The organism is Mycoplasma sp. 6243, assembly GCF_051200785.1.
Lineage (GTDB): Bacteria > Bacillota_I > Bacilli_A > Mycoplasmatales > Metamycoplasmataceae > Mycoplasmopsis.
Map to the genome: position 1 here is coordinate 913,545 of NZ_CP195154.1, position 20,646 is coordinate 934,190.

Below are 20,646 nucleotides of genomic sequence, written 5' to 3' on the forward strand. Positions count from 1 at the left end.
TTTAAGGTCCCTATCAATATGTATATATTTAAAAGTTTCTGAAAGAATTATTGTCAAATAATAGATGTCTTCTTATAATTTCAAAATTGTGCATATAACCCTTCTCAAATATAGTTTCCTTTATTGACTTCATCAAAATGATAACCTCAAATCATAAAATAATGAATATTTATAACATCTAATTTTGATTTTATAAATATTCTTAATGGATATATGTTTAAAACAACCATTCTACCTTTTAAATGATAAAAATCAAAAAAAGTTTCGTTTCTTTTGTTTAACTTTGGTGTTTTTTTAGGAAGAAAATAATCATCAAAGGTGAATTCAAATTTATCAATAAGTTTATAAATAATATTTGTGCGATTGATTCTAAGTTTAATAAATAGAATGCTACAAATAAAACAAAGTAAAAAGTGAGGTATATAGGTTATATTAATATATAAAAGTGCTTCTGCACTTACTGATAGCTTACTACTGTTATATTTAATTACAAGAAGCGCATTTATAGTAATCAAAATAATTAAGAAAAAACTTAAAAAAACAAAGAAAAGATGTGTGATTCTTTGTCATTTCAAAAAAGCTAATGCACCATATTTGAATGTGTAATGTGTTTTTGTATGCTTAATCTTTATTAAAATGTTAGTTTTCTTGATTATAAATTTAAAGTTTATAGTAAAGAATCTAAGAACAAAATAAGTATATAATGAAATATAAATGGTGGCTAATGCAAGAAAAATATTAATAATTGCTCATACAAACATTAGACATCATCCTTATTAAAATAATTTACATAGTTGTAGAAAAAACCTTGATAGTTATCTATGTACTCACTTTTTACTGATTTATCCATATCATAAATATAAAAAGCTAGAATGTAATATGTATCTTCTTTAAAAATCTTTTTAAGCTTTTTAATATTAATTATATTTCACATTGCTATAATATCATATATAACAATGTAATTAAGGGGTAATAATCCGTTATTTTTAAATTCATCATTTAACATATTGTCATAAGTTATCTTTGTTGATTTTATTATTGTATTGAAATATGACTTTGATTTTATAGATATATACATATTTCTAATGAATATAATATAAAAAATTGAAACAGATGCAATAGTTATTAAAAGTGCTGGTGGAATAAGTGAGTAAAATAAATTTATGAAATCTTCTTGCAAATAAGGAACTAACATAAAAGCTGCAATGATTGCTCCTGAGTGAAGTAAAAATGTAAATAAAAACAAAATAATATGAAGTATCACTAACTTATTTATTTTCTTATTCATTAAATATCAACCATGCACAAAATGAATATGGTATTTATTTGTGTGTAACATTTGATGTCTTTTGTATGTATCATTAAGGATATAAAAGAAAATTTGAAAACAATATTTATAAATAATAAGAATTAATACCATACTAAGTGGTAATATTGCAGGAAGTATTAGGAGAGAAAGAAATAATAAAAACATATTAACCTAAATTATCTAACTTTGTTTTATTTGGTAATTTTCTTATATATGTTACTTTTCGAGCAGGGTTATATACTTTTTTTAGTCCCCATTTATATAGTTGCAAGTCTGTTTGTTGTAACATTTCATTAATTGTAAGGATTTGACCAGTTTCAAGGTTTTTGAAGACTAAATTTCTTCCACCTTTTCCGCCATGATTATATGAATCGTTTTTAGGTGTCTCTTTTATTACAACTCATTCTACTTTTTTTATGTTATTTAATTCATTATATAGCGAATCTAATGTCTTCTTTAAATCACTTGTATAATTATTTATAATATCATTTTCTCTTTGTATTTGTGTTCTATCACCTAATGCAAGTATTATTGATAAGCCATCAATCCCTAATGATTCCAAAGAAGGTAAAGAAAATTCCAGTATATCCTTAATAGCATTTGAAATTTTACTTTTAAAATACATTACTAATTTAAAAATATTGTCTGTTATTTTTCATCCGTTAGATGCAAAGTCGTATGAGTCATAGAAATAAGATATTTTTGATTCTTCAACATTAGATCCATCATCAAGTGAAATTATCTTTTTTAATGCTGCATTTTTGTCTAAAAAATTCTGTTTTCTTGTCTTAAAATAAATTATAACCCCTGTTAGAACAATTAATGAAAAAGCAGAACCAGCACCTAAAACAGCACCAACAACTGGAATAAAAAACGCTACAATTCCTGATAATGTGGAAGTAACAACAAAGGAAAGATAAGCGGAATTTAATTTTAATAATATATCGTTAGTACTCTTGACTCCGTCATTTAAGAGTTTCAAAATAGGTTTTATTTGCTCTATTTTTTTCTCAACCTCAAAGAACCTAATAGCTATTTTTTTTGAATTTTCTATATCATCTTCAATATTTATTTTATATCCTTTTTCATCATCTAGTGATACCCTATTAATTTTTCTTATTCTTTTTTCTTTCTTAATATTTTCTTGTATCTGTAGTTTCAATTTATCGACAGAAAGTCTTAATTCACCAAGAAATTTATTATACATTTCATTAAATTTTTTTGGACCTTGGTTTGTAATTAAATTTGCATCGCTACTTGAAATAATTTTATCATCTATTAATCTTCTTACATATTTGTTTAATAGTTTGCTGAAATTTTTTTTACTTACCTTATTCATTAGTTCATTTAATGATATACTTGAATTAAGAAAGTCTGGAAGTGATTTTTCAAATAAATATAATTCACCAGCCATTTCAAGAATATGATTATTTTTTTCTTTTTTTAATTCATTATCATATCCCGTGCTTTCTAACCTTGCATCTATTATTTTGTGATAATTAGGAGGGATATTATAACTTTGAACCGGAATACCTATAACACCTGATAAACCTGTTATAGGATCACCTAATTTTATCAATGTTCTACTCATTTCATCTCCTTTTTGACTTGATATAATTTTACACAATTATTCTGATAAAACGAAAAATACAAAAGCATATAAAATATGCAAATTCCCTAAACATCAACAAAGTTTTTTTGTTCATCAAGTGAAATATCATAAATATTAAGTCTAGTGTTTTTAATATAATGATTTATTCTTTGACAGTGATGTGCAATTCTTTCAATGGTTCTCAATAAAATACCATAATCAAAATCTTTATCAAGTTGCTTTTGTCCATTTTGTGTTTTCAAACGTTCAACATTTACTTTAGTGAATTCATCCGATAAACTATTAATATTTGTGTATAGTTTATCAATAAAATTACTTCTTTCATCAGTTTGGTTTTCTAATTGTCTGATTGAATTTTTTAACAAAGTCTGCAAAGATTCTACTAATTGACTTATTTCAGTTATTATTTCGCTATCTAAGTCGAATTTTTGTGTTGATTTTGATATATAAGTTTTATTTAACTCTAAGATAACATCGTTTCCTAATCCCATTATTTTATCAACTGAACGACTTGAAAGAATTAATGATAAATGCAATTTAGCATCGTCACTATTCAAATTGCGACTGTTAAGTTGAACTAAATAGTTATATATTAATGTCCGTGTATTATCAATAACTTCCTCCAAGTGATGGTATTCTTTTAAGATTTTTTGATCTCCACTTTTTATATATTCTCAAAGCAATTTCATTCCTTTTTGAGAAATTTTACCTTGGGTATACAAGGCATTTTTAGCAGCCTTTAGTGCCAATGATGGGTTTTCATTAATCAGTTGAGCAGGTAGAATAATTTCAAATTCTTTGTCTATATTTTTATCTTTTATAATCTTATTTACAAATAATTCAAGATATTTAATTAACCAAAAGAAAATACCAACTAGGATAAAGTTAAAGAACAAGTGAGCCAAGGATAATTGCAAGGCCTTTTGTGTGGGTGCCATTAATAATATAAAGTCTGCATAATAAGTCAAAGGATATAAGAAAGGTAAGATAAGTAAGGCAATTGATAAATTAGTAAATCCTCATAAGATAGCAATTTTCTTAGAATTATTATTTTTAGATGTAAAAGAAACTATTAAACCGGTTATGGTTGTTCCTAAATTAGCCCCAAGAACTAAGGCGATAGCTGAATAAATTTGTAATGTATCTTGCTCTTTAAAGACAATTTGATATAAAGTAACAGTTGCACTAGAAGATTGTAAAATCCCAGTAAGAACAAATGAAAACAAGAAGGCAGATCATGGATTTGCTCCAGCAACAGATAGGGTTTTCTTAAAGAAATCTTGTTTTACAATTTCTTTTGCAGCAGATGACATTATTTTTAGTGATAAAAATACCATTCCTATTGCAATTGCTAGCAAAAAAATGTTTTGTCATCTATCTTTTTTAGTGAGTAATGAACCAAACACTCCGATAACCATAAATAAAATAAAGTATTCAGTAAATTTAAAACTTGATTGAAATGAAACGATTAAGGATGTTGTTGCAGTTCCGATATTTGCACCTAGCAAAAAGGCAATGGCTGCTCTTAAACTTATAAATCGTGCTGCTAAAAGTCCCATTATTAGTGCAATTGCACCATCTGAAGATTGGATAAAGGTTGTGAATAAAATCCCTACCAGCAAAGCAATATAGTTATTTTTAGTTATAAATTTTATCACCTTACGAAATTTTGAATCACCGATACTTTTTAATGATGTAGATAACTTTTTAGTTGCATAAATAAATAAAGCCAAGGATGCTAAAGCAAAGACGACTGCAAGCGAAATTGTATCAAATTTCATAACTGTCCTTTCAGATATCTTTTTGATATTATAATAAAATTTTATAATTTGAAAATTTAATACAAAGAAACTTTGAATAAGTTAAAATATTATTATGGATTCAAAAGAATATGTGCAAAAGTTGTGTTATCAAAAAGGTTGAGACTTTGAAAAACTTGATAAATATGTCAATTTAATAGAAGAAAAAAATAAAGTAATGAACTTAACGGGTTTTTCCGATGATCGTTTATGAAGTGAAGGGATCCTGGAATCCCTAGCATTTATGGACAAAATAATGAAAGTGTTTGATAAATGCAATGTATTAGATATCGGTGCAGGTGTAGGTTTTCCATCGGTTCCTTATTTTATTGCTAACTTAAATTCTAATTTTCAACTTGATATCTATGAACCACTAACAAAACGTTGTGATTTTTTAAATCTTGTTATTAAAGAATTAAATATCACTAATATTAAAGTTTATAAAAAACGAGTTGAGGAACAAAAACAAAAAAATATATATGATATTGTAACAGCCCGTGCTGTTGCAGATATCCAAACATTAATTTTAGTTGCCTTTCACCTTATCAGAGTTGGTGGAAAAATGATATTGATAAAGGGTAAAAATGTTTTAAAAGAAGTAGCAGATGCTGAACTTGCCTTTAAACAAGTTAAATACAAGTTGGATATTGAAAAGTTTTCTATGACACAAATAAACAAAGAAAATCATATTGTATATATTACAAAACTTAGAAGTACACCAAATTCTATTCCGTATGTTTGAAAAGATGTTATAAAACTTAGAAGGTAGTTATTTATATGTATAAAAAAGTAGTCAAAAATTTGACTACTTTTAAAATTTTTAATCCTGTTTTTCTGGAAATAAATAAGAAAAAAATTTTTCTCCCTATATTTTAGGAAGAAAAATTTTTATTATTAAAAATTACTTGTAATTTTTTCAAGCATATCATATGTTTTTCAGAGATTGAAATCACTAACTTCTCTATTTCTTTTTCTCAAATAATTTTTCTAGATTTTGTATCTATAATAAACAAGAGATGTTAATTCTGTTAAAACCTTTGTCATTTCAGCAAAAGTTATTTTGATTATTTTTATCAACATATAATGTAATAATTTCATTATAACAAGAGAGATAAAACAAATTACACTGTGTCCGATGATATGTTCATCTAATGATAAATATACAGGTCTAATTTGGATAACAGACTTCAAACTACGAAAATTTTCTTCTATTTTTCATTGTTCTGCATAAACTCTACAAATTTCTAGTGCATCTAAATCCATTATATTTGTTTCATATACATATATCCCATCTAATAATTCATCCTCTTTTACTTTTTCGGTGTTCAATCTATATAAGGATTTGCTAACTGCATCATAATATCTACCACCTTTTGATCCTATAATTCTTTTTTCATTTATAAATCCATCTTTATTTTGTAATTTAATAAAATTATTTATCAAAATTTCTCTGTCATATTTGTCCTTATCAGCCTCTTTCTTTGTTATATGTAATAACTCTTCTGAAAACATGACTTCTGTTTCGCTGCATTTCTGGGGTAACAATTTGTTCTTTTATTAAAAAGTCATCATTTATTTTTATAAAATCGCTCTTTTCTGCGATATAAGTTTTGAATTTTTTGAACCAACTTTTGCACGGTTTGAAATAAGGTAATAATAGTTATTTTGAACTAAAAATTCTATGTTTTTGTTTGTTCATGTTCCCCTATCATTTATAACATATAATGTTTTGATTCCATATATATCCTAACTTCCTTTATAAAATCAATTAATGTATTGCAATCTGCAGTATTTCCTGGAAAAACCTTCATATGAAATGGAATTCGGTATTATAACATGCTTATTGCGAGTACAATTTGATCCTCCTTAAACTTACCATCCTTTGAAAAACCTGACTGTCTTATTCCGTCTTTATCAAAACTTTCAAAATAAATAGTTGTAGAATCAAAATAAATTCTATTATCGGTATGGTTTGTGATTCTCTTTATATTTATATTTAAATTTTTAAATATAGCATCCTTATTTTGATAAACCTTCGTTAATACATCATAAAACGAATCTTTCTTTGTGGTAATGCTAAAAGTTGATTTATTAACTTCATTGAATGAACTCAAAATACTTGTTTGTCTTTCAATTCTTCTTGTTATTAAATATTCGAAAATCTTCAAATGGTTTTTACTTTTGATATTTTTCGGAAATGAATCAGATATATTTAAAGATTTAATAACGGACTTAATTATTTTTTCACCCATTACAATATTGTCACTTTCAATATTTTCTTTTCTACCTAAAAATTCATTTATTCTATTTTTAACATCCTCGATATTTGAATTTTGATTAAAACCTTCTATGACTTTTTTTATTAATTCGATAGCATCAGTGTCTTTCTTTTAATAATTTTTCGGTAGATCCGAGACTAAATAGTTTAGTTACATTTTTGTTATAACCATTAGAGTAAGCAACATATTTATAAATTGTCCCATTCTTACCGTGTTGATTAATTAATATTAATTTCTGTAATTTCATCAATATATTATATCATAATTACAAGTAAATACAAGTAAAAAAAAAGAGAATTTTTTTCTTTTTTTGTCTATAAATAGGGTAAAAAAGTTTGCTATGCAAAAAAAGTGCAATAAAAAATCCTGTATTTCCAGAAATACAGGTATAAAAAAGTAGTCAAAAATTTGACTACTTTTAAAATTTTTAATTTACAGTTTTCAATTTATATTATATAGAGTTTAAACAAAATATAAGAAAGAAATTAAATTATGTGAAAAATTATAACGAGATAACAAAGAATAATGAATGAGAAATTTTGTTAACGAAAACTGAATGAAAAGAGAGAACATAAATAAACTAAATATTTTTATGAATTATTGAGTAAAAATTTAAATGAAAATTTACGAATAAAATAATAGAATATAGATTTGATATTTAAATGAATATTTTGATTTTACTAAGTATTAAGTATTTTGATATCAATAATGAATCCTAAGCACATTTGACAATACACTTAGGAATTTTATTATACAACAAAAAATATTTATATATCATAATAAATAACAAAATAAGTAAATTTTTAGTGTTTTTTTGTTATTTTTTCCATTTTTTCTATAAAATCTAAATCTTCTTCTGAAAAATCAATGTTACTATCAATTCACTGCTTGCGTTTTGATGAATCTTCACCCATTAAAATTGAAACCCTTCTTTCAGCAAGTGAAGCATCTTCGATACTAATTTTAATTAATGTACGTGTTTGTGGATTCATTGTAGTTTCTCATAATTGATCAGCATTCATCTCACCGAGCCCTTTATATCTTTGTAGTTCGATAGCACCTTTTTGTTTTGTTAATATATCCCTTAAATCATTTTCATCTCAAGCATATAAAATGTTTTTTTTGCTTTTATTAGTAATTTTATATAACGGAGGAATTGCGATATAAACTTTACCTGCTTCAATTAAAGGTTTCATAAAACGGTAAAAAAAAGTAAGTAATAAAATTTGAATATGTGCCCCATCGGTGTCAGCATCCGTCATAATAACTATTTTATTGTAATTACATTTATTTAAATCAAAATCCTTAGCAAAACCAGCACCAATTGCATTGATAATAGTTGCTATTTCATTATTTTTAAGTAAATCAATAATACTTTTCTTTTCAGAATTTATAACCTTTCCGCGCAGAGGCAAAATCGCTTGATAACGACGATCACGACCACTTTTAGCAGATCCCCCTGCTGAATCGCCTTCGACAATAAATAATTCTCTTTCAGAAGCCTTTTTTGATGTCGCTGGAGTTAATTTGTCACTTATAATACTTTTTTCTTTTAGTGACTTCTTAGATTGTCTTGCTTCATCGCGACGCTTACGTTCTTCAAGTCGGATTTCATATGCACGTTTAATTTTTTCCAAAACTTTCTTAAATTGATTTTTATTATCTTCAATTCATTTTTGCAAGTATTTTGAAACAATTTCTTCACTAATATTCTTTGCTTCAGGTGTTCCTAATTTGTCTTTTGTTTGTCCAACAAATTCTAAAAGATGTTCAGGAATTTTGAGCGAAATAACACAAGTAAGGCCCTCCTTGATTTCTTCAGAATCAAAGATGTTTTTGCCTTTTAAAAAACCTTCTTTCAAGGCGTATTCATTAACTATTTTGTTAAAAGCATTACGTAATCCAATTTCGTGACTACCACCATCGCGAGTTTTAACATTATTAACGAAACTTAATAACAAATTCGAATAGGAATCAGTTCATTGAAAACCAAATTCAACTTCAATGTCTTTTTTGGTGTCTTTAAACGAAATCGCCTTAGTTAAAGGTGTTTTGGAATCATTTAGAAAATCAATAAATGCTTGAATACCATTATTATACTGATAAGTTTCATCAAAACCGATGTTTTCATCAACAACTCTAATTTCTAAATTAGAGATTAAAAAAGCACTTTCCTTTAAACGTTCAGAAATTGTATCTATATTTAATTTAGCACGTTTAAAGAAGTGATAATCGGGTCAAAATTCAACCGATGTCCCTGTCTCCTTGCTCTTTCCTACTTCATGGGTTCGCTCTTTAATATTATCACCTTCGAAAACAGTGCGATATAATTTACCATTTCTTGCTACAGTTGCTATTAATTGAGTTGACAAAGCATTGGTAACACTTGAACCAACACCGTGTAAACCACCTGATGTTTTATAAGCACTTGAATCGAATTTTCCACCAGCATGTAATTCAGTAAAAACAACTTCTACAGCACTGCGATCGTCATCTTTTATCTTATCTACAGGGATTCCTCGACCATTATCTGTAACTTTTACCGAACCATCTGTTCTTAAAAATACTGCTATTTTGTTTGCATAACCAGCCAAAGCTTCATCAATTGCATTATCTACAATTTCTCAGACAAGATGGTGTAAACCATTTACATCAGTTCCACCAATATACATTCCAGGACGCTTACGAACCGCTTGTAAACCTTTTAATTGTTGGATACTACTTGCATTATATTGCTCATTCATAATTTTAATTATATAATTATTTTCGCTACATTTAAAATTGAAAAGCAAAATAATGTTTGTTTTATAAATTTTTAAAATTGCTTTCAAATTTCGTTAAAATAATAAGAAATTTAAAAGCAATTTAGTTTTTTGAAATTATATTAATTAAAACAATATAATATTTAAAGGTATGATATATAGACAAAAATGTAAAATATCTTTACTATTTTAAGCACACATATTTAATAAAAAAAGGTATAATTAAAATGTTTTTTATAAAGGAGTAAATTTGTTGACTTTTAGTAATCTTTGATATAAACTATCTAAAGGCTGAAGAAAGTTTTGAGAGAATAAAAATTTAAGTAAAAAAATTATTTTTACGATTATAATGCTTACTGTTTTTGTTTTTGGAACCACTATTACAGCACCATTTATTCGTATTGCTGATCCAAGTCAACTTTCGAATAATGCTTTTTTAAACACTCTTAATTTAATTGGTGGTGGGGGTTTGCGTCAGTTTTCGATTTTTGCCTTAGGGATTAGCCCTTTTATTAATGCATCCTTGATAATGATGATTTTGCAATCAAAGTTTGTTCCACCAATTTACAAACTTTCACAAAGTGGGCCACAAGGAAGAAAGAAAATTAATGTTATTACCCGTTTTGTAACATTAGCAATTGCTTATCCGCAGGCAGTGTTTTTAACAAGAGCTCTTTCATCAGGGAGTCCATCATCTGTATTTATTTCAATTACAGGAACCCAGTATTTTAGTGAAAATGCATTAGTATATTTTATAATTCCGATGATTTTAGTTTCTGCTTCGTTATTAGCACTTTTTATTTCAGAACAAATTACCAACAAAGGAGTGGGTAACGGAACCAGTTTATTAATTTTTACTGGTATTGCAGCAAGGTTACCTCGTCAGTTTCATACAGCAATTTTATATTATATAGGTGATTTAGCTGAAAGTGGAATAATGAAAGGCATAATAAGCTTTATTAGTTATTTATTAGTTTATATTTTAACAATTGTAATAATTGCAATTGTATATGTTTCGGAAAGACATGTGCCGATTCAACAAGTCGGAGCAGGACGCTCAAAGAGTCGTAAGGAAATGGGTAAATTACCAATTAAAGCGAATCCGGGCGGGATAATGCCTATAATTTTTGCAATGTTAGTTTTATCATTTCCTACAATGATCGCTAATGTTTTACCACAACATAGTGCTGCCAAATTTTGAATAAACATAAATTTACAATTCACTCAACCGATTGGATTTACTTTGTTAATTGTAATAGTGTTAGTGTTTTCAGTGTTAATGGGAATTCAGCAATCAAAAGTTGATAAAATAGCAGAAGATTTTACTAAAAACTCTACATTTATTCCTGGGGTGCGTCCTGGTGAAGAAACGCAAGATTATTTAGTTGCTATAGTTTTTCGTTTAAGTGTATTTTCATCACTTTACTTAGTAATTCTAGGAAGTATGCAATTTATTGCAATTATGGCTCATATACTTCCTCAAGCAATTGCTTTTGGTGGAACAGGTTTAATGATTTTGGTATCAACTTCACTTGAAACACTCGGACAACTTAAAGCACGTCGTATGAGCAACAAATTATCTAAGGCAAAACGACTTACTCTTGAAAATTTTGAAAATTTAAATTCTGATAAATCAGACGATGATAAGAAGATGGGAACAGGATTATTATGATAGGAAAAATAGATACAAATATAATTTTAATGGGACAACCTGGAGCAGGTAAGGGAACTGTAGCAGGAGTTTTTGCTAAGAAAACCGAATGAATACATTTATCTACCGGAAATATTTTTCGTCAAGAAATCCATAATAAAACACAACTTGGTCAGAAAGTAGAATATTATGTAAACTCAGGTGGATATGTTCCTGATGAAATCACAAATGAAATAGTTAAAAATGCAATTTTGAAACTACGAACAGAAAATAAGTTTTTTATTTTAGACGGTTATCCACGTACTATTGCACAAGCAGAATTTCTAAAACAAATTCCTAATTTAAAATTCAAAGTTATATTATTAACTGCTTCTGAAAAAATAATAATGGAACGTTTATCTGGTAGACTTGCTTGCGAAATTTGTGGGACAGGTTATCATATAAAATTCAAAAGAAGTTTCGTTCCCGATTATTGCGATATTGATGGTGGAAGGCTTTATTCACGCGATGATGACAAGCCTGAAAAAATTAAAAACCGTCTTAAAATATACGATGAACAAACTAAACCATTATTAGAATATTATAAAAAAGCAGGTGAATTACTAACTTTTGCTTGTGAAGGCGATCCTGAAGAAGTTGCCAATGAAATTGCTTCTCATTTTAAAATAAGATGATAAAATTATGATACTTTTGAAAAAGTATCATTTTTTTGTTTTCAAAAGTACATCTGGAGGTAGTATTGATTCAAATTTTAAACGAAGAACAAATCAAAAAAATTACCAAAAGTTGTAAAATCTTGGCAGAAGTAAAACAAATTTTGTGAGATTTCATAAGACCAGGGGTTTCTTTAAAAGAAATTGATCAATTAGCTTTTAAAGAAATTACTAAAAGGGGTGCTAAACCAGCTTTTTTAGGTTTATATGGTTTTCCTGCAACAACATGCATCTCTGTAAATGAACAATTGATCCACGGAATCCCTAATAATTACATTATAAAAGATGGTGACTTAGTTAGTGTTGATATCGGTTGCATCTGACAGGGGTTTAATAGTGATAGTGCATTTACCAAAGCTATTGGTAATGTATCTGCATCTGACCAAAAACTTATTGATGTTGCAAAAGGAGCCTTTGAAGCAGGATTAAAAGCAATTAAAAGAGGCGCTCGAATTGGTGACATCAGTGCTGCAATAGGTAGGTATATCAAAAAAAACGGATTATATACACCTGTTGAGTTTTGTGGTCATGGTATTGGAAGTCAACTCCATCAAGATCCAAATGTTAATAATACAGGACATAAAGGAAGTGGTCCTTTATTAAAAAACGGTATGGTTCTTTGTATTGAACCAATGATAATTCAAACTCCACATATTAAAATTTTATCAGATGGTTGAACTGTTATTAGCGCTAATAAAACAAATACAGCCCATTATGAACATACCGTTTTAATAAAGGATTTTCAAGGTGTCGTTCTAACGAAAGGAATATAATTTGGCAAAAGACGCAATTAAATTTAAAGCAGTCGTTAAAGAAGCTCATACAACAGACTTATATACAGTTGAATTAAGCGATAACGGTGCCCTAATTAAAGCTCATATTTCAGGTAAAATGCGTGTAAATCATATTCGTATTTTACCTGGTGATACAGTTGATGTAGAAATGAGTCCTTATGATTTGACACAAGGACGCATTGTCTATCGTCATAAATAAAAGGAGAAACTATGAAAGTTAGAGCAAGTGTAAAGAGTATTTGCAAAGATTGTAAGATCATTAAACGTAAAGGTGTAAACCGTGTGATTTGTATTCATCCAAAACACAAACAAAGACAAGGTTAATAAGAAAGGAAAGTTAAATGGCTAGAATTTTAAATGTTGAAATTCCAAATGATAAGCGTGTAGTTGTTTCATTAACTTACATTTATGGAATTGGAAGAACCTTAGCAAAAGAAATTTGTAAAACTGCAAAAGTAAGTGAAGATGCTCGTGTTAAAAATCTAAGTGAAGAAGAATTATCAAGAATTCGTGAAGCTGCAAAAGTATATACCACCGAAGGTGATTTACGCAGAGAAGTAACTTTAAACATTAAACGTTTAATGGAAATTAAATGCTACCGTGGGATCAGACACCGTAAAGGATTACCAGTTCGTGGTCAATCAACCCAAAAGAATGCTCGTACCCGTAAAGGTCCAAGAAAAACTGTAGCAGGAAAGAAAGGTAAATAATGGCTCGTAAATCAAAAAAGAAAAATATTGTTAGTGGAATAGCACATATTCACTCAACAAATCAAAACACTATTGTTACTTTCACAGATGAAAAAGGTGATGTAATTGCTTGATCATCAGCAGGAGCAATTGGTTATAAAGGAACCAAGAAAAAAACTCCATATGCTGCAGGTTTAGCAGCACAAGCAGCCGCGGAAGCTGCAAAAGAACACGGAATGAAGACAGTCAAGGTTGAATTAAAAGGACTAGGAGCAGGTAAAGATGCTGCTAGAAAACAAATCGAAGTCGCTGGAATTACAGTTACTGAAATTAAAGATGTTACACCTGTTCCGCATAATGGTACTAGACCTCCAAAACGTATTTTAAAACGTGAACGTGCAAAAAAATAATTAATACCATAGTATTTAAAGGAGTCTCGATATGGAAAAGATGAAACAATTATCTTATAGAAAAAAACCAGTATTTAGAGAAACAGACGATAATGAAACCACATTCACCTTACAAGGACTCGAAAGAGGTTATTCAAACACATTAGGAGTTGCATTAAGACGTGTATTGCTTTCATCTACTACTTCGCTTGCACCGTTTTGTGTTCGCATCGAAGGGGTAGAGCATGAATTTTCTACAATTAAAGAAGTTGTAGAAGATGTTCCAAGTTTGATTATGAATTTGCGTAAGGTTAAATTCACTTATGATCCTAATATTGTTTCAGATAATGAAATTGTTAAGGTTAAATTGGTAGCAGATGAATCAGGTGTATTAACAGCAGGAAAAATGCAGATTTCAAACCCTGGTGTTCGTGTAATTGATCCATCAGTACACATTGCAGAAGTAGTGAATCCAAATGCATTAAAATTAGAAATGTTTTTACGTGCAGGACGTGGATTTGTTTCATTTGAGGAGAATAAAGTTCTTTTACTAAATCCACAAATCAAAGTTTCGTTAGATACAGATATTAAAAAGGCTGAATATATCGCAGTTGATTCTGATTTTTCTCCAATTGAAAAAGTATGATATACACAAAGAGAACTAAACTCATCATCACCCAAGATTGAAGAAGAACTTGAATTAAATATTAAGACAAACGGAACGGTTTCAGCAAAACAAGCGATTAAATCTGCATCAGAAATTTTAATCGGTTTATTCGCTGTTATCGGTAATGTTGATAGTATGGAAGATGTAAAAATCTTTGAAGAACCAAAACAAGTTGAAGAAGAAAAACCTGATGATGATATTGATATTTCACAACTTGGTTTAAGTGTTCGTTCATATAATGCACTTAAAAAAGCTAATAAACGCAAACTTAGTGAATTTGCTGCAATGAAACTTGAAGACCTTGAAAACATTAAAAACTTAGGTAAAAAATCTATTGAAGAAATCGTCAAAAAACTCGCTGAGCAAGGTATTATTTTAAAAGAAGGAGTTGAATAATATGGCAAATCCAAAACAAATCTATTCACGTGATACAAAATGAAGAACTGGTGTAATGCGTTCATTAGTTAGTGAGTTGATAGCTCATGGACATCTAACAACAACCTTAACCCGTGCAAAAGAAGTTCGCAGACATGCTGAACGTATGATTCAAAAAGCAAAAACCCCTACCTTAGCAAACAGACGTGCAGTAGCTTCATATGTTCGCGACATTAAAGTTGAAGGTAACAAAAATGTTCTTAAACATTTATTTGACACAGTAGCACCTAAATATGCACAAAGAAACGGTGGATACACAAGAATTATTAAATTACCAAAACGATTGGGTGATAATACACGAATGGCCTTAATTGAATTAGTTTAATTTCCTTACTTATTTTAGAGCTTTAAAAATTTATTGCAAACAGCCCACTTAGGGTTGTTTTTTTGTATAAAAATATCCACATATAAAGTAGGACAAAAAGATTAACAATTAATTCTGTTAATTTTTTTGTTTTATTAATAGGATTAACCAACACCCCTAGGGGTGTCCGCGCCTAAAAATATTAAAGAAAGGAAAGCAATGTCAAGGCGTTTTAAGAAGGAAGAATTTGATAAAATTTTTGAAATTTATTCAAGTGAAGGAACCGAAAAAGCTTTATATTTTATGAAAGAAATCGAGTCAAAATTAATCTTTATTAAATCAACAAGTTTAAGAAATAGATTGAAAAAAATTGTTTCATATTATAATTTAAATATGGAAAATCAATTATTAACCAAAAAGTGGTTCATAAAGAAAACCAGGTTCTGGAAGACCGAAGAAAGACAAGAAAATCTAAGGTTCCAAATTTTGAAAAAATTTACCAGACAAGATCTAATAATTATCGCGACTCGATACTATGAAATCGCAGAAAAAATGGATAAGAATCAAAAGAAAAATGAGTCTCATGAATTAGAAGACTTATCACAAACTAAGACAGCAGAAATATTAGATGCAACTAGACAAACTATCTCAAAATGAAAAACAAATTCAATAAGCAAAAAGGAAGAAAAATACGAGCAATACAGAGAAATAATCCTGAAAGTTTTTTACGAAAACAAGCAAGTTTATGGTCGTGTAAAAATGTCTATTGTATTAAGAGAAAAATACGGAATATACATAAATTACAGGACTTTAGGAAGAATAATGAAATATTTAAATATAAAATCTTTTGTTCGTAATAAGAAAAAAGTTCGTGAAAAGAAGAATACAAATTTTCAAAAAGAAGATCTAGTTAAAAGAGATTTTAATGATAAAGATTCTAGAGGAATCATCGCTACTGATGTAACATATATCCCTGCTCCTGCTGACCTAAAACCTTTCCAAAACCATATATTCTTATCTGCAATTATTGAACATAAAACTAAAAGAATTTTAGGATATTCAATATCCACCAAAAATGATTTAAAACTTGTTATCGATAACTTTAAAAACATTAAAGATTTTAATCGTGATTCTTTTATAATCCATTCGGATCATGGATATCAATATACTTCAAAATACTATATTGATATGATAGAAAGAAAGAATGGAAAAGTATCATTTTCAAGAGTTGGTAATTCTTTGGATAATAGAGAAATCGAGTATTGATTTTCTTGCTTAAAATCAGAATGACTAAAAAAGGTTGATTATTCAAAAATTACTTTCGATGAATTAAAAAAACTAATACACCAATACATAATTTGATATAATACAAAACGAATTCAATCTGTTTTAGATTGAAAATCACCTCAGCAATATGCCGAGATGATACAATGTTAATTTTCTGTTAATTTTTATGTCCTTGTTTAATAAGCGGATATTTTTATCAAATTTTAATGCGCTTTTCAGGTGATAAATACATTTGATCACCTTCTTTTATATCGTAGATTTTCAAAAATAATTCGTTATTAGATAAAACTTTATTTGCACGTACTTTGGTTGGAGTATGTACATCTGAATCAAGTAGTCTTTTTGCTCTACCTTCTTTATAAATTGCTCTTCAAACAGTAGCTCAGTTTTCAAAGAAAGCATGTGCATCAAAATCAGGATATTTTTGAGCTGCTTTTAAAGCACAATCAAATCCACCTAGATCTGCGATATTTTCAGAAACTGTTAATTTTCCATTCACTTTGCCATATTCTGTCTCTGTTCCATCATATAGATCAATAACTGCTTGAGTGCGCTTTTTAAATTCATTTAAATCATTTGCTGTTCATCAGTTGTTTAACTTACCGTTTTCGTCAAATTGTGCTCCGTTGTTATCAAAACCATGTGAAATTTCATGTGCGATAACAACCCCGATTCCACCGAAATTAGCCGACTTAGACTGATTTACATCATAAAAAGGAGATGCTAATATCGCAGCAGGAAAAACAATTTGATTTCGCATCGGATTATAGTAAGCATTAATTGTAGCGGGTGTCATACCCCAAAGTTTTTTATCTTCTGATTTATGATATAAGGATAATTGATATTCACTGATATGTTTGTTAAATTCCTTAATGTTTTCAAAAATATTAGAACCATCTTGATATGTTTTTACCTTAAATTTAGCATAATATGGACGAATTTTTTCTGGATAACCTACCATTGGTTCAAATTTTTCAAGTTTTAAGATTGCTTTTTGAATTGTTTCTTTTGATAGTCAACTGTTATGTAATAAACTATCTTTGTATACATCAATCATAGATGCAATCATATTTTCCACATCTGCTTTAGCTTTTGATCCAAAATATTTATCAGCATAGAACATTCCGAGTGGCATTCCAAAGAACTTACTGGTTAAATCATATGCAAAATCATTTAATTCTCTTACTTTTGCCACTGAATTTACTGCATTAGCATACTCGGTTGCTTTAATTCTTATTTCTTCTGATAAATAAGTTGTAGTTGCTAGCATATTTTTAATAAACATTGAATCACGGAATTTTTCAAAGTTTACTTCATTAAAAATTTCATCAAACTTAGCAAAAAGTCTTAGATTTGGAATTGATGCTTCTGATACTTTTTGTCCAATAATTAAGTCTAAGAGTCTTAAAAAGTCATATTTTTTAGAAAACAAACTTAGTTCTTCTCTGGTTTTCAGATTATATAAGGATACATAATCAGCTTGTTCGACTGATGAAAGAATGTAGTCTTTATAAATATCATCAAAAGCAATCGCATTTTCAATCATTATATTTACTTTTTGCTGAGCAAAACCGTAATCTAAAAGTAAATCATTTACCATATTTTTTCATGCATTAAGTAATTTTTCTTTTTCTTTTGGTTGCTCATAAGTTTCCTTAGATGGTAAGATTACTGAAACTGAATCAAGTCATAAAATTCTTTTATCATTATCTGTAAAATCTTCATAAATTTGTAATTCTAATGGTAAGAAATTGTAATTTAATCACACATCACGATTTGCATTGAAAATATCATTAAAAGAGTTAAATTGATATATTCTATCTAAAAAATTACGAACAGGTTGTCAGCCTAATTCATTTCTTTTTTTTGAATTAATAATGAGTTGATAAAATTTTACTAAATCAGACATCATCGGATGATCTTTTGGCAATTCTTGTTTACCTAATGATCATAGGGAAATTAAGTTCTTAAGTAATTTTTCTAAATTTAACTCTAACTCAACAAAAGATCCGATTGATGAACGATCTTCTGGTATTTTAGCAGTTTTTAATCATTCTGCATTAACATATTCATAAAAATCATCTTTTTTATTCATATTTCTCCTATTTTTTTGTTTATATATTAGTTTTTAAAATTGATAAGAAGGCTTCTTGTGGAACTTCGATGCTACCAAGTTTTTTCATACGTTTTTTACCTTCCTTTTGCTTTTTAAGTAACTTTTGTCTTCGAGTTACATCTCCACCATATAACTTAGCAGTAACATCTTTTCGATAAGCCTTAATAGTTTCGCGAGCGATAATTTTTCCACCGATTGTTGCTTGCACAGGGACTTCAAAGTTTTGTCTAGGAATAGCATCCTTTAGTTTAACACATAATTGTCGAGCTTGTTCATAAGCACGATCACGATGACATATAATTGAAAAAGCATCAACTTTATCCCCGTTAAGTAAAATATCTACTTTTACTAAATCACTTTCACGATATCCTAATCATTCATATTCAAATGAAGCATAGCCCTTGGTAGTTGATTTAAGACGGTCAAAGAAATCAAAAATAGTTTCAGCCAATGGTAGTTCATAAATTACATTAGAACGCTTAGAATCTATCATTTCAAGCGACTTATATATCCCACGCTTGTTTTGACATAATTCCATTACATTACCGATATAGTCGTTAGGGATAAAAATTTGTGCTTGCACATAAGGTTCTTCGATTTTTTCAATAAATGTTCGATCAGGGAGTAAGGTAGGATTGGCGATCATTTCTATTTCACCTTTGGTGGCGGTAACTTTATATTCTACACTTGGAGAAGTTGCAATGATACCAACTTTATATTCACGATCTAATCGTTCTTGTAGGATTTCCATATGTAAAAGTCCTAAAAAACCAACACGAAATCCAAATCCTAATGCTTTGGATGTTTCTTGTTCTCAACTTATTGATGAATCGCTTAAAGAAATTTTTTCTAAGCTCTCTTTAAGTAGTGAATAATCTCGTGTATCAACTGGATAAAATCCAGTAAAAACAACAGGTTTCATTTTTTTATAACCAGGTAAAGCATTTTGAGTTGGTTCTTCTAAATATGTAATGGTATCACCGACATTAACTTCCTTAGCATCTCTGATGGCTGCAGAAACTCAACCTACTTCACCTGCTTGTAACACCTCTTTTTTAGTTTCATAAGGATTTCTGACCCCTAATTCGATTACATGATAGCGATTGTTCTCATCGTTTCGAGACATAAATTTAAATTTATCACCTGCTTTTAAGATCCCTTCAAAAATCCGAACTAACATTACAACACCACGGTATGGATCAAAATAACTATCGAAAATTAAAGCTTTTAATGGTTTATCATCATCAGCATCTTTTGCGGACGGGATATATTTTATAATTGCTTCAAGTAACTTATCTACCCCTAATCCTGTTTTTGCTGATACTAATACAGCATTCTCGGTTGGTATCCCGATAACATCTTCAATTTCTTTTTTAACACCTTCCACATCTGCAGATGACAAATCAATTTTATTAATTACCGGAATTATTTCAAGGTTGTTTTCTAGAGCAAGATATACATTTGCAAGAGTTTGTGCCTCAATGCCTTGTGTTGCATCAACTAGTAACAAAGCACCTTCAGAAGCTGCCAAGGAACGTGAAACTTCATAAGTAAAATCAACATGACCAGGGGTATCAATAAGATGAAAAATATAATCTTTATATTTAATTTGCACTGCATTAAGTTTTATAGTAATTCCACGCTCTTTTTCTAAATCCATTGAATCAAGAAATTGCTCTTTTAATTCTCTTGTTGCAACAGTGTTAGTTATTTCAAGAATGCGATCAGCGAGGGTACTTTTACCATGATCAATATGTGCGATGATTGAAAAATTTTTAATTTTTGATTTGTCTATTTTCATATTATTAAATTATATTAAATTCTTTCTTTATGCGTATTA

Annotated in this window: 21 protein-coding genes; 11 read left to right on the forward strand and 10 right to left on the reverse strand. The window is 28.5% G+C overall.

Features of this window, described 5'->3' with window-relative positions; genetic code table 4:
- Positions 1-47: 47 nt before the first annotated feature.
- From ACR82Z_RS03780 to ACR82Z_RS03795, 4 genes are all read right to left on the reverse strand, one after another.
- Entirely contained in the window at positions 48-761 is a 714-nt protein-coding gene (locus ACR82Z_RS03780; protein ID WP_435129007.1) for a hypothetical protein, read from the reverse strand.
- A complete protein-coding gene (locus ACR82Z_RS03785) occupies positions 761-1,288 on the reverse strand; it encodes a hypothetical protein (protein ID WP_435129010.1) in 528 nt (175 codons plus the stop codon). Before ACR82Z_RS03785 ends, ACR82Z_RS03780 begins: the two co-directional genes overlap by 1 nt.
- A gap of 187 nt (positions 1,289-1,475) precedes the next feature.
- Positions 1,476-2,900, reverse strand: coding sequence for a hypothetical protein (locus ACR82Z_RS03790; protein WP_435129013.1), 1,425 nt, complete (start codon positions 2,898-2,900; stop codon positions 1,476-1,478).
- A gap of 86 nt (positions 2,901-2,986) precedes the next feature.
- Positions 2,987-4,702, reverse strand: coding sequence for a Na/Pi cotransporter family protein (locus tag ACR82Z_RS03795; RefSeq protein WP_435129016.1), 1,716 nt, complete (start codon positions 4,700-4,702; stop codon positions 2,987-2,989).
- Positions 4,703-4,796: 94 nt separating this feature from the next.
- Between ACR82Z_RS03795 and rsmG the strand changes: the two genes are divergently transcribed.
- Entirely contained in the window at positions 4,797-5,489 is a 693-nt protein-coding gene (rsmG, locus tag ACR82Z_RS03800; RefSeq protein ID WP_435129019.1) for a 16S rRNA (guanine(527)-N(7))-methyltransferase RsmG, read from the forward strand.
- Positions 5,490-5,707: 218 nt separating this feature from the next.
- Here the strand turns inward: rsmG and ACR82Z_RS03805 are convergent, their stop codons facing one another.
- From ACR82Z_RS03805 to ACR82Z_RS03820, 4 genes are all read right to left on the reverse strand, one after another.
- Positions 5,708-6,232, reverse strand: coding sequence for an IS1634 family transposase (locus ACR82Z_RS03805; RefSeq protein WP_435129022.1), 525 nt, complete (start codon positions 6,230-6,232; stop codon positions 5,708-5,710).
- A 317-nt stretch (positions 6,233-6,549) separates the two neighbouring features.
- The gene (locus ACR82Z_RS03810) at positions 6,550-6,972 is read right to left on the reverse strand and encodes a hypothetical protein (protein ID WP_435129025.1); all 423 of its coding nucleotides are present in this window, start codon (positions 6,970-6,972) and stop codon (positions 6,550-6,552) included.
- A gap of 85 nt (positions 6,973-7,057) precedes the next feature.
- Positions 7,058-7,246 carry a hypothetical protein gene (locus tag ACR82Z_RS03815; RefSeq protein WP_435129028.1) on the reverse strand — a complete coding sequence of 63 codons (189 nt, stop codon included), beginning with the start codon at positions 7,244-7,246 and terminating at the stop codon, positions 7,058-7,060.
- A gap of 556 nt (positions 7,247-7,802) precedes the next feature.
- Entirely contained in the window at positions 7,803-9,743 is a 1,941-nt protein-coding gene (locus ACR82Z_RS03820) for a DNA gyrase/topoisomerase IV subunit B (protein ID WP_435129031.1), read from the reverse strand.
- A 271-nt stretch (positions 9,744-10,014) separates the two neighbouring features.
- On the opposite strand from ACR82Z_RS03820, the gene secY reads away from it, so the two are divergent.
- The 10 genes from secY to ACR82Z_RS03870 all read left to right on the forward strand — a co-directional run bounded on the left by secY (position 10,015) and on the right by ACR82Z_RS03870 (position 16,840).
- Positions 10,015-11,436 (forward strand): preprotein translocase subunit SecY, encoded by a 1,422-nt coding sequence (secY, locus tag ACR82Z_RS03825; protein WP_435130640.1) that lies wholly within the window; start codon positions 10,015-10,017, stop codon positions 11,434-11,436.
- A complete protein-coding gene (locus ACR82Z_RS03830; RefSeq protein ID WP_435129034.1) occupies positions 11,430-12,089 on the forward strand; it encodes an adenylate kinase family protein in 660 nt (219 codons plus the stop codon). The genes secY and ACR82Z_RS03830 overlap by 7 nt, the downstream gene beginning before the upstream one ends.
- 62 nt (positions 12,090-12,151) lie before the next feature.
- The gene (map, locus tag ACR82Z_RS03835) at positions 12,152-12,898 is read left to right on the forward strand and encodes a type I methionyl aminopeptidase (protein ID WP_435129037.1); all 747 of its coding nucleotides are present in this window, start codon (positions 12,152-12,154) and stop codon (positions 12,896-12,898) included.
- A 1-nt stretch (position 12,899) separates the two neighbouring features.
- Complete coding sequence (infA, locus tag ACR82Z_RS03840; protein WP_435129040.1) at positions 12,900-13,118, forward strand: translation initiation factor IF-1; 219 nt, start codon at positions 12,900-12,902, stop codon at positions 13,116-13,118.
- A gap of 11 nt (positions 13,119-13,129) precedes the next feature.
- A complete protein-coding gene (gene rpmJ, locus ACR82Z_RS03845; RefSeq protein WP_435129043.1) occupies positions 13,130-13,243 on the forward strand; it encodes a 50S ribosomal protein L36 in 114 nt (37 codons plus the stop codon).
- 17 nt (positions 13,244-13,260) lie between these two features.
- Positions 13,261-13,629: a 30S ribosomal protein S13 gene (rpsM, locus tag ACR82Z_RS03850; RefSeq protein ID WP_435129046.1), complete on the forward strand. Its 369-nt coding sequence runs from the start codon at positions 13,261-13,263 to the stop codon at positions 13,627-13,629.
- On the forward strand, positions 13,629-14,018 hold the full coding sequence (rpsK, locus tag ACR82Z_RS03855) for a 30S ribosomal protein S11 (protein ID WP_435129049.1): 390 nt from the start codon (positions 13,629-13,631) through the stop codon (positions 14,016-14,018). Before rpsM ends, rpsK begins: the two co-directional genes overlap by 1 nt.
- Positions 14,019-14,049: 31 nt before the next feature.
- Complete coding sequence (locus ACR82Z_RS03860) at positions 14,050-15,060, forward strand: DNA-directed RNA polymerase subunit alpha (protein ID WP_435129052.1); 1,011 nt, start codon at positions 14,050-14,052, stop codon at positions 15,058-15,060.
- A 1-nt stretch (position 15,061) separates the two neighbouring features.
- A complete protein-coding gene (rplQ, locus tag ACR82Z_RS03865; protein ID WP_435129055.1) occupies positions 15,062-15,424 on the forward strand; it encodes a 50S ribosomal protein L17 in 363 nt (120 codons plus the stop codon).
- A gap of 198 nt (positions 15,425-15,622) precedes the next feature.
- The gene (locus ACR82Z_RS03870) at positions 15,623-16,840 is read left to right on the forward strand and encodes an IS3 family transposase (RefSeq protein ID WP_435129058.1); all 1,218 of its coding nucleotides are present in this window, start codon (positions 15,623-15,625) and stop codon (positions 16,838-16,840) included.
- Positions 16,841-16,883: 43 nt separating this feature from the next.
- Here the strand turns inward: ACR82Z_RS03870 and ACR82Z_RS03875 are convergent, their stop codons facing one another.
- Together ACR82Z_RS03875 and lepA are read right to left on the reverse strand one after the other, a co-directional pair.
- Entirely contained in the window at positions 16,884-18,785 is a 1,902-nt protein-coding gene (locus tag ACR82Z_RS03875) for a M13 family metallopeptidase (protein ID WP_435129061.1), read from the reverse strand.
- Between the two features lie 19 nt (positions 18,786-18,804).
- Positions 18,805-20,607: a translation elongation factor 4 gene (lepA, locus tag ACR82Z_RS03880; RefSeq protein WP_435129064.1), complete on the reverse strand. Its 1,803-nt coding sequence runs from the start codon at positions 20,605-20,607 to the stop codon at positions 18,805-18,807.
- Positions 20,608-20,646: the final 39 nt, after the last annotated feature.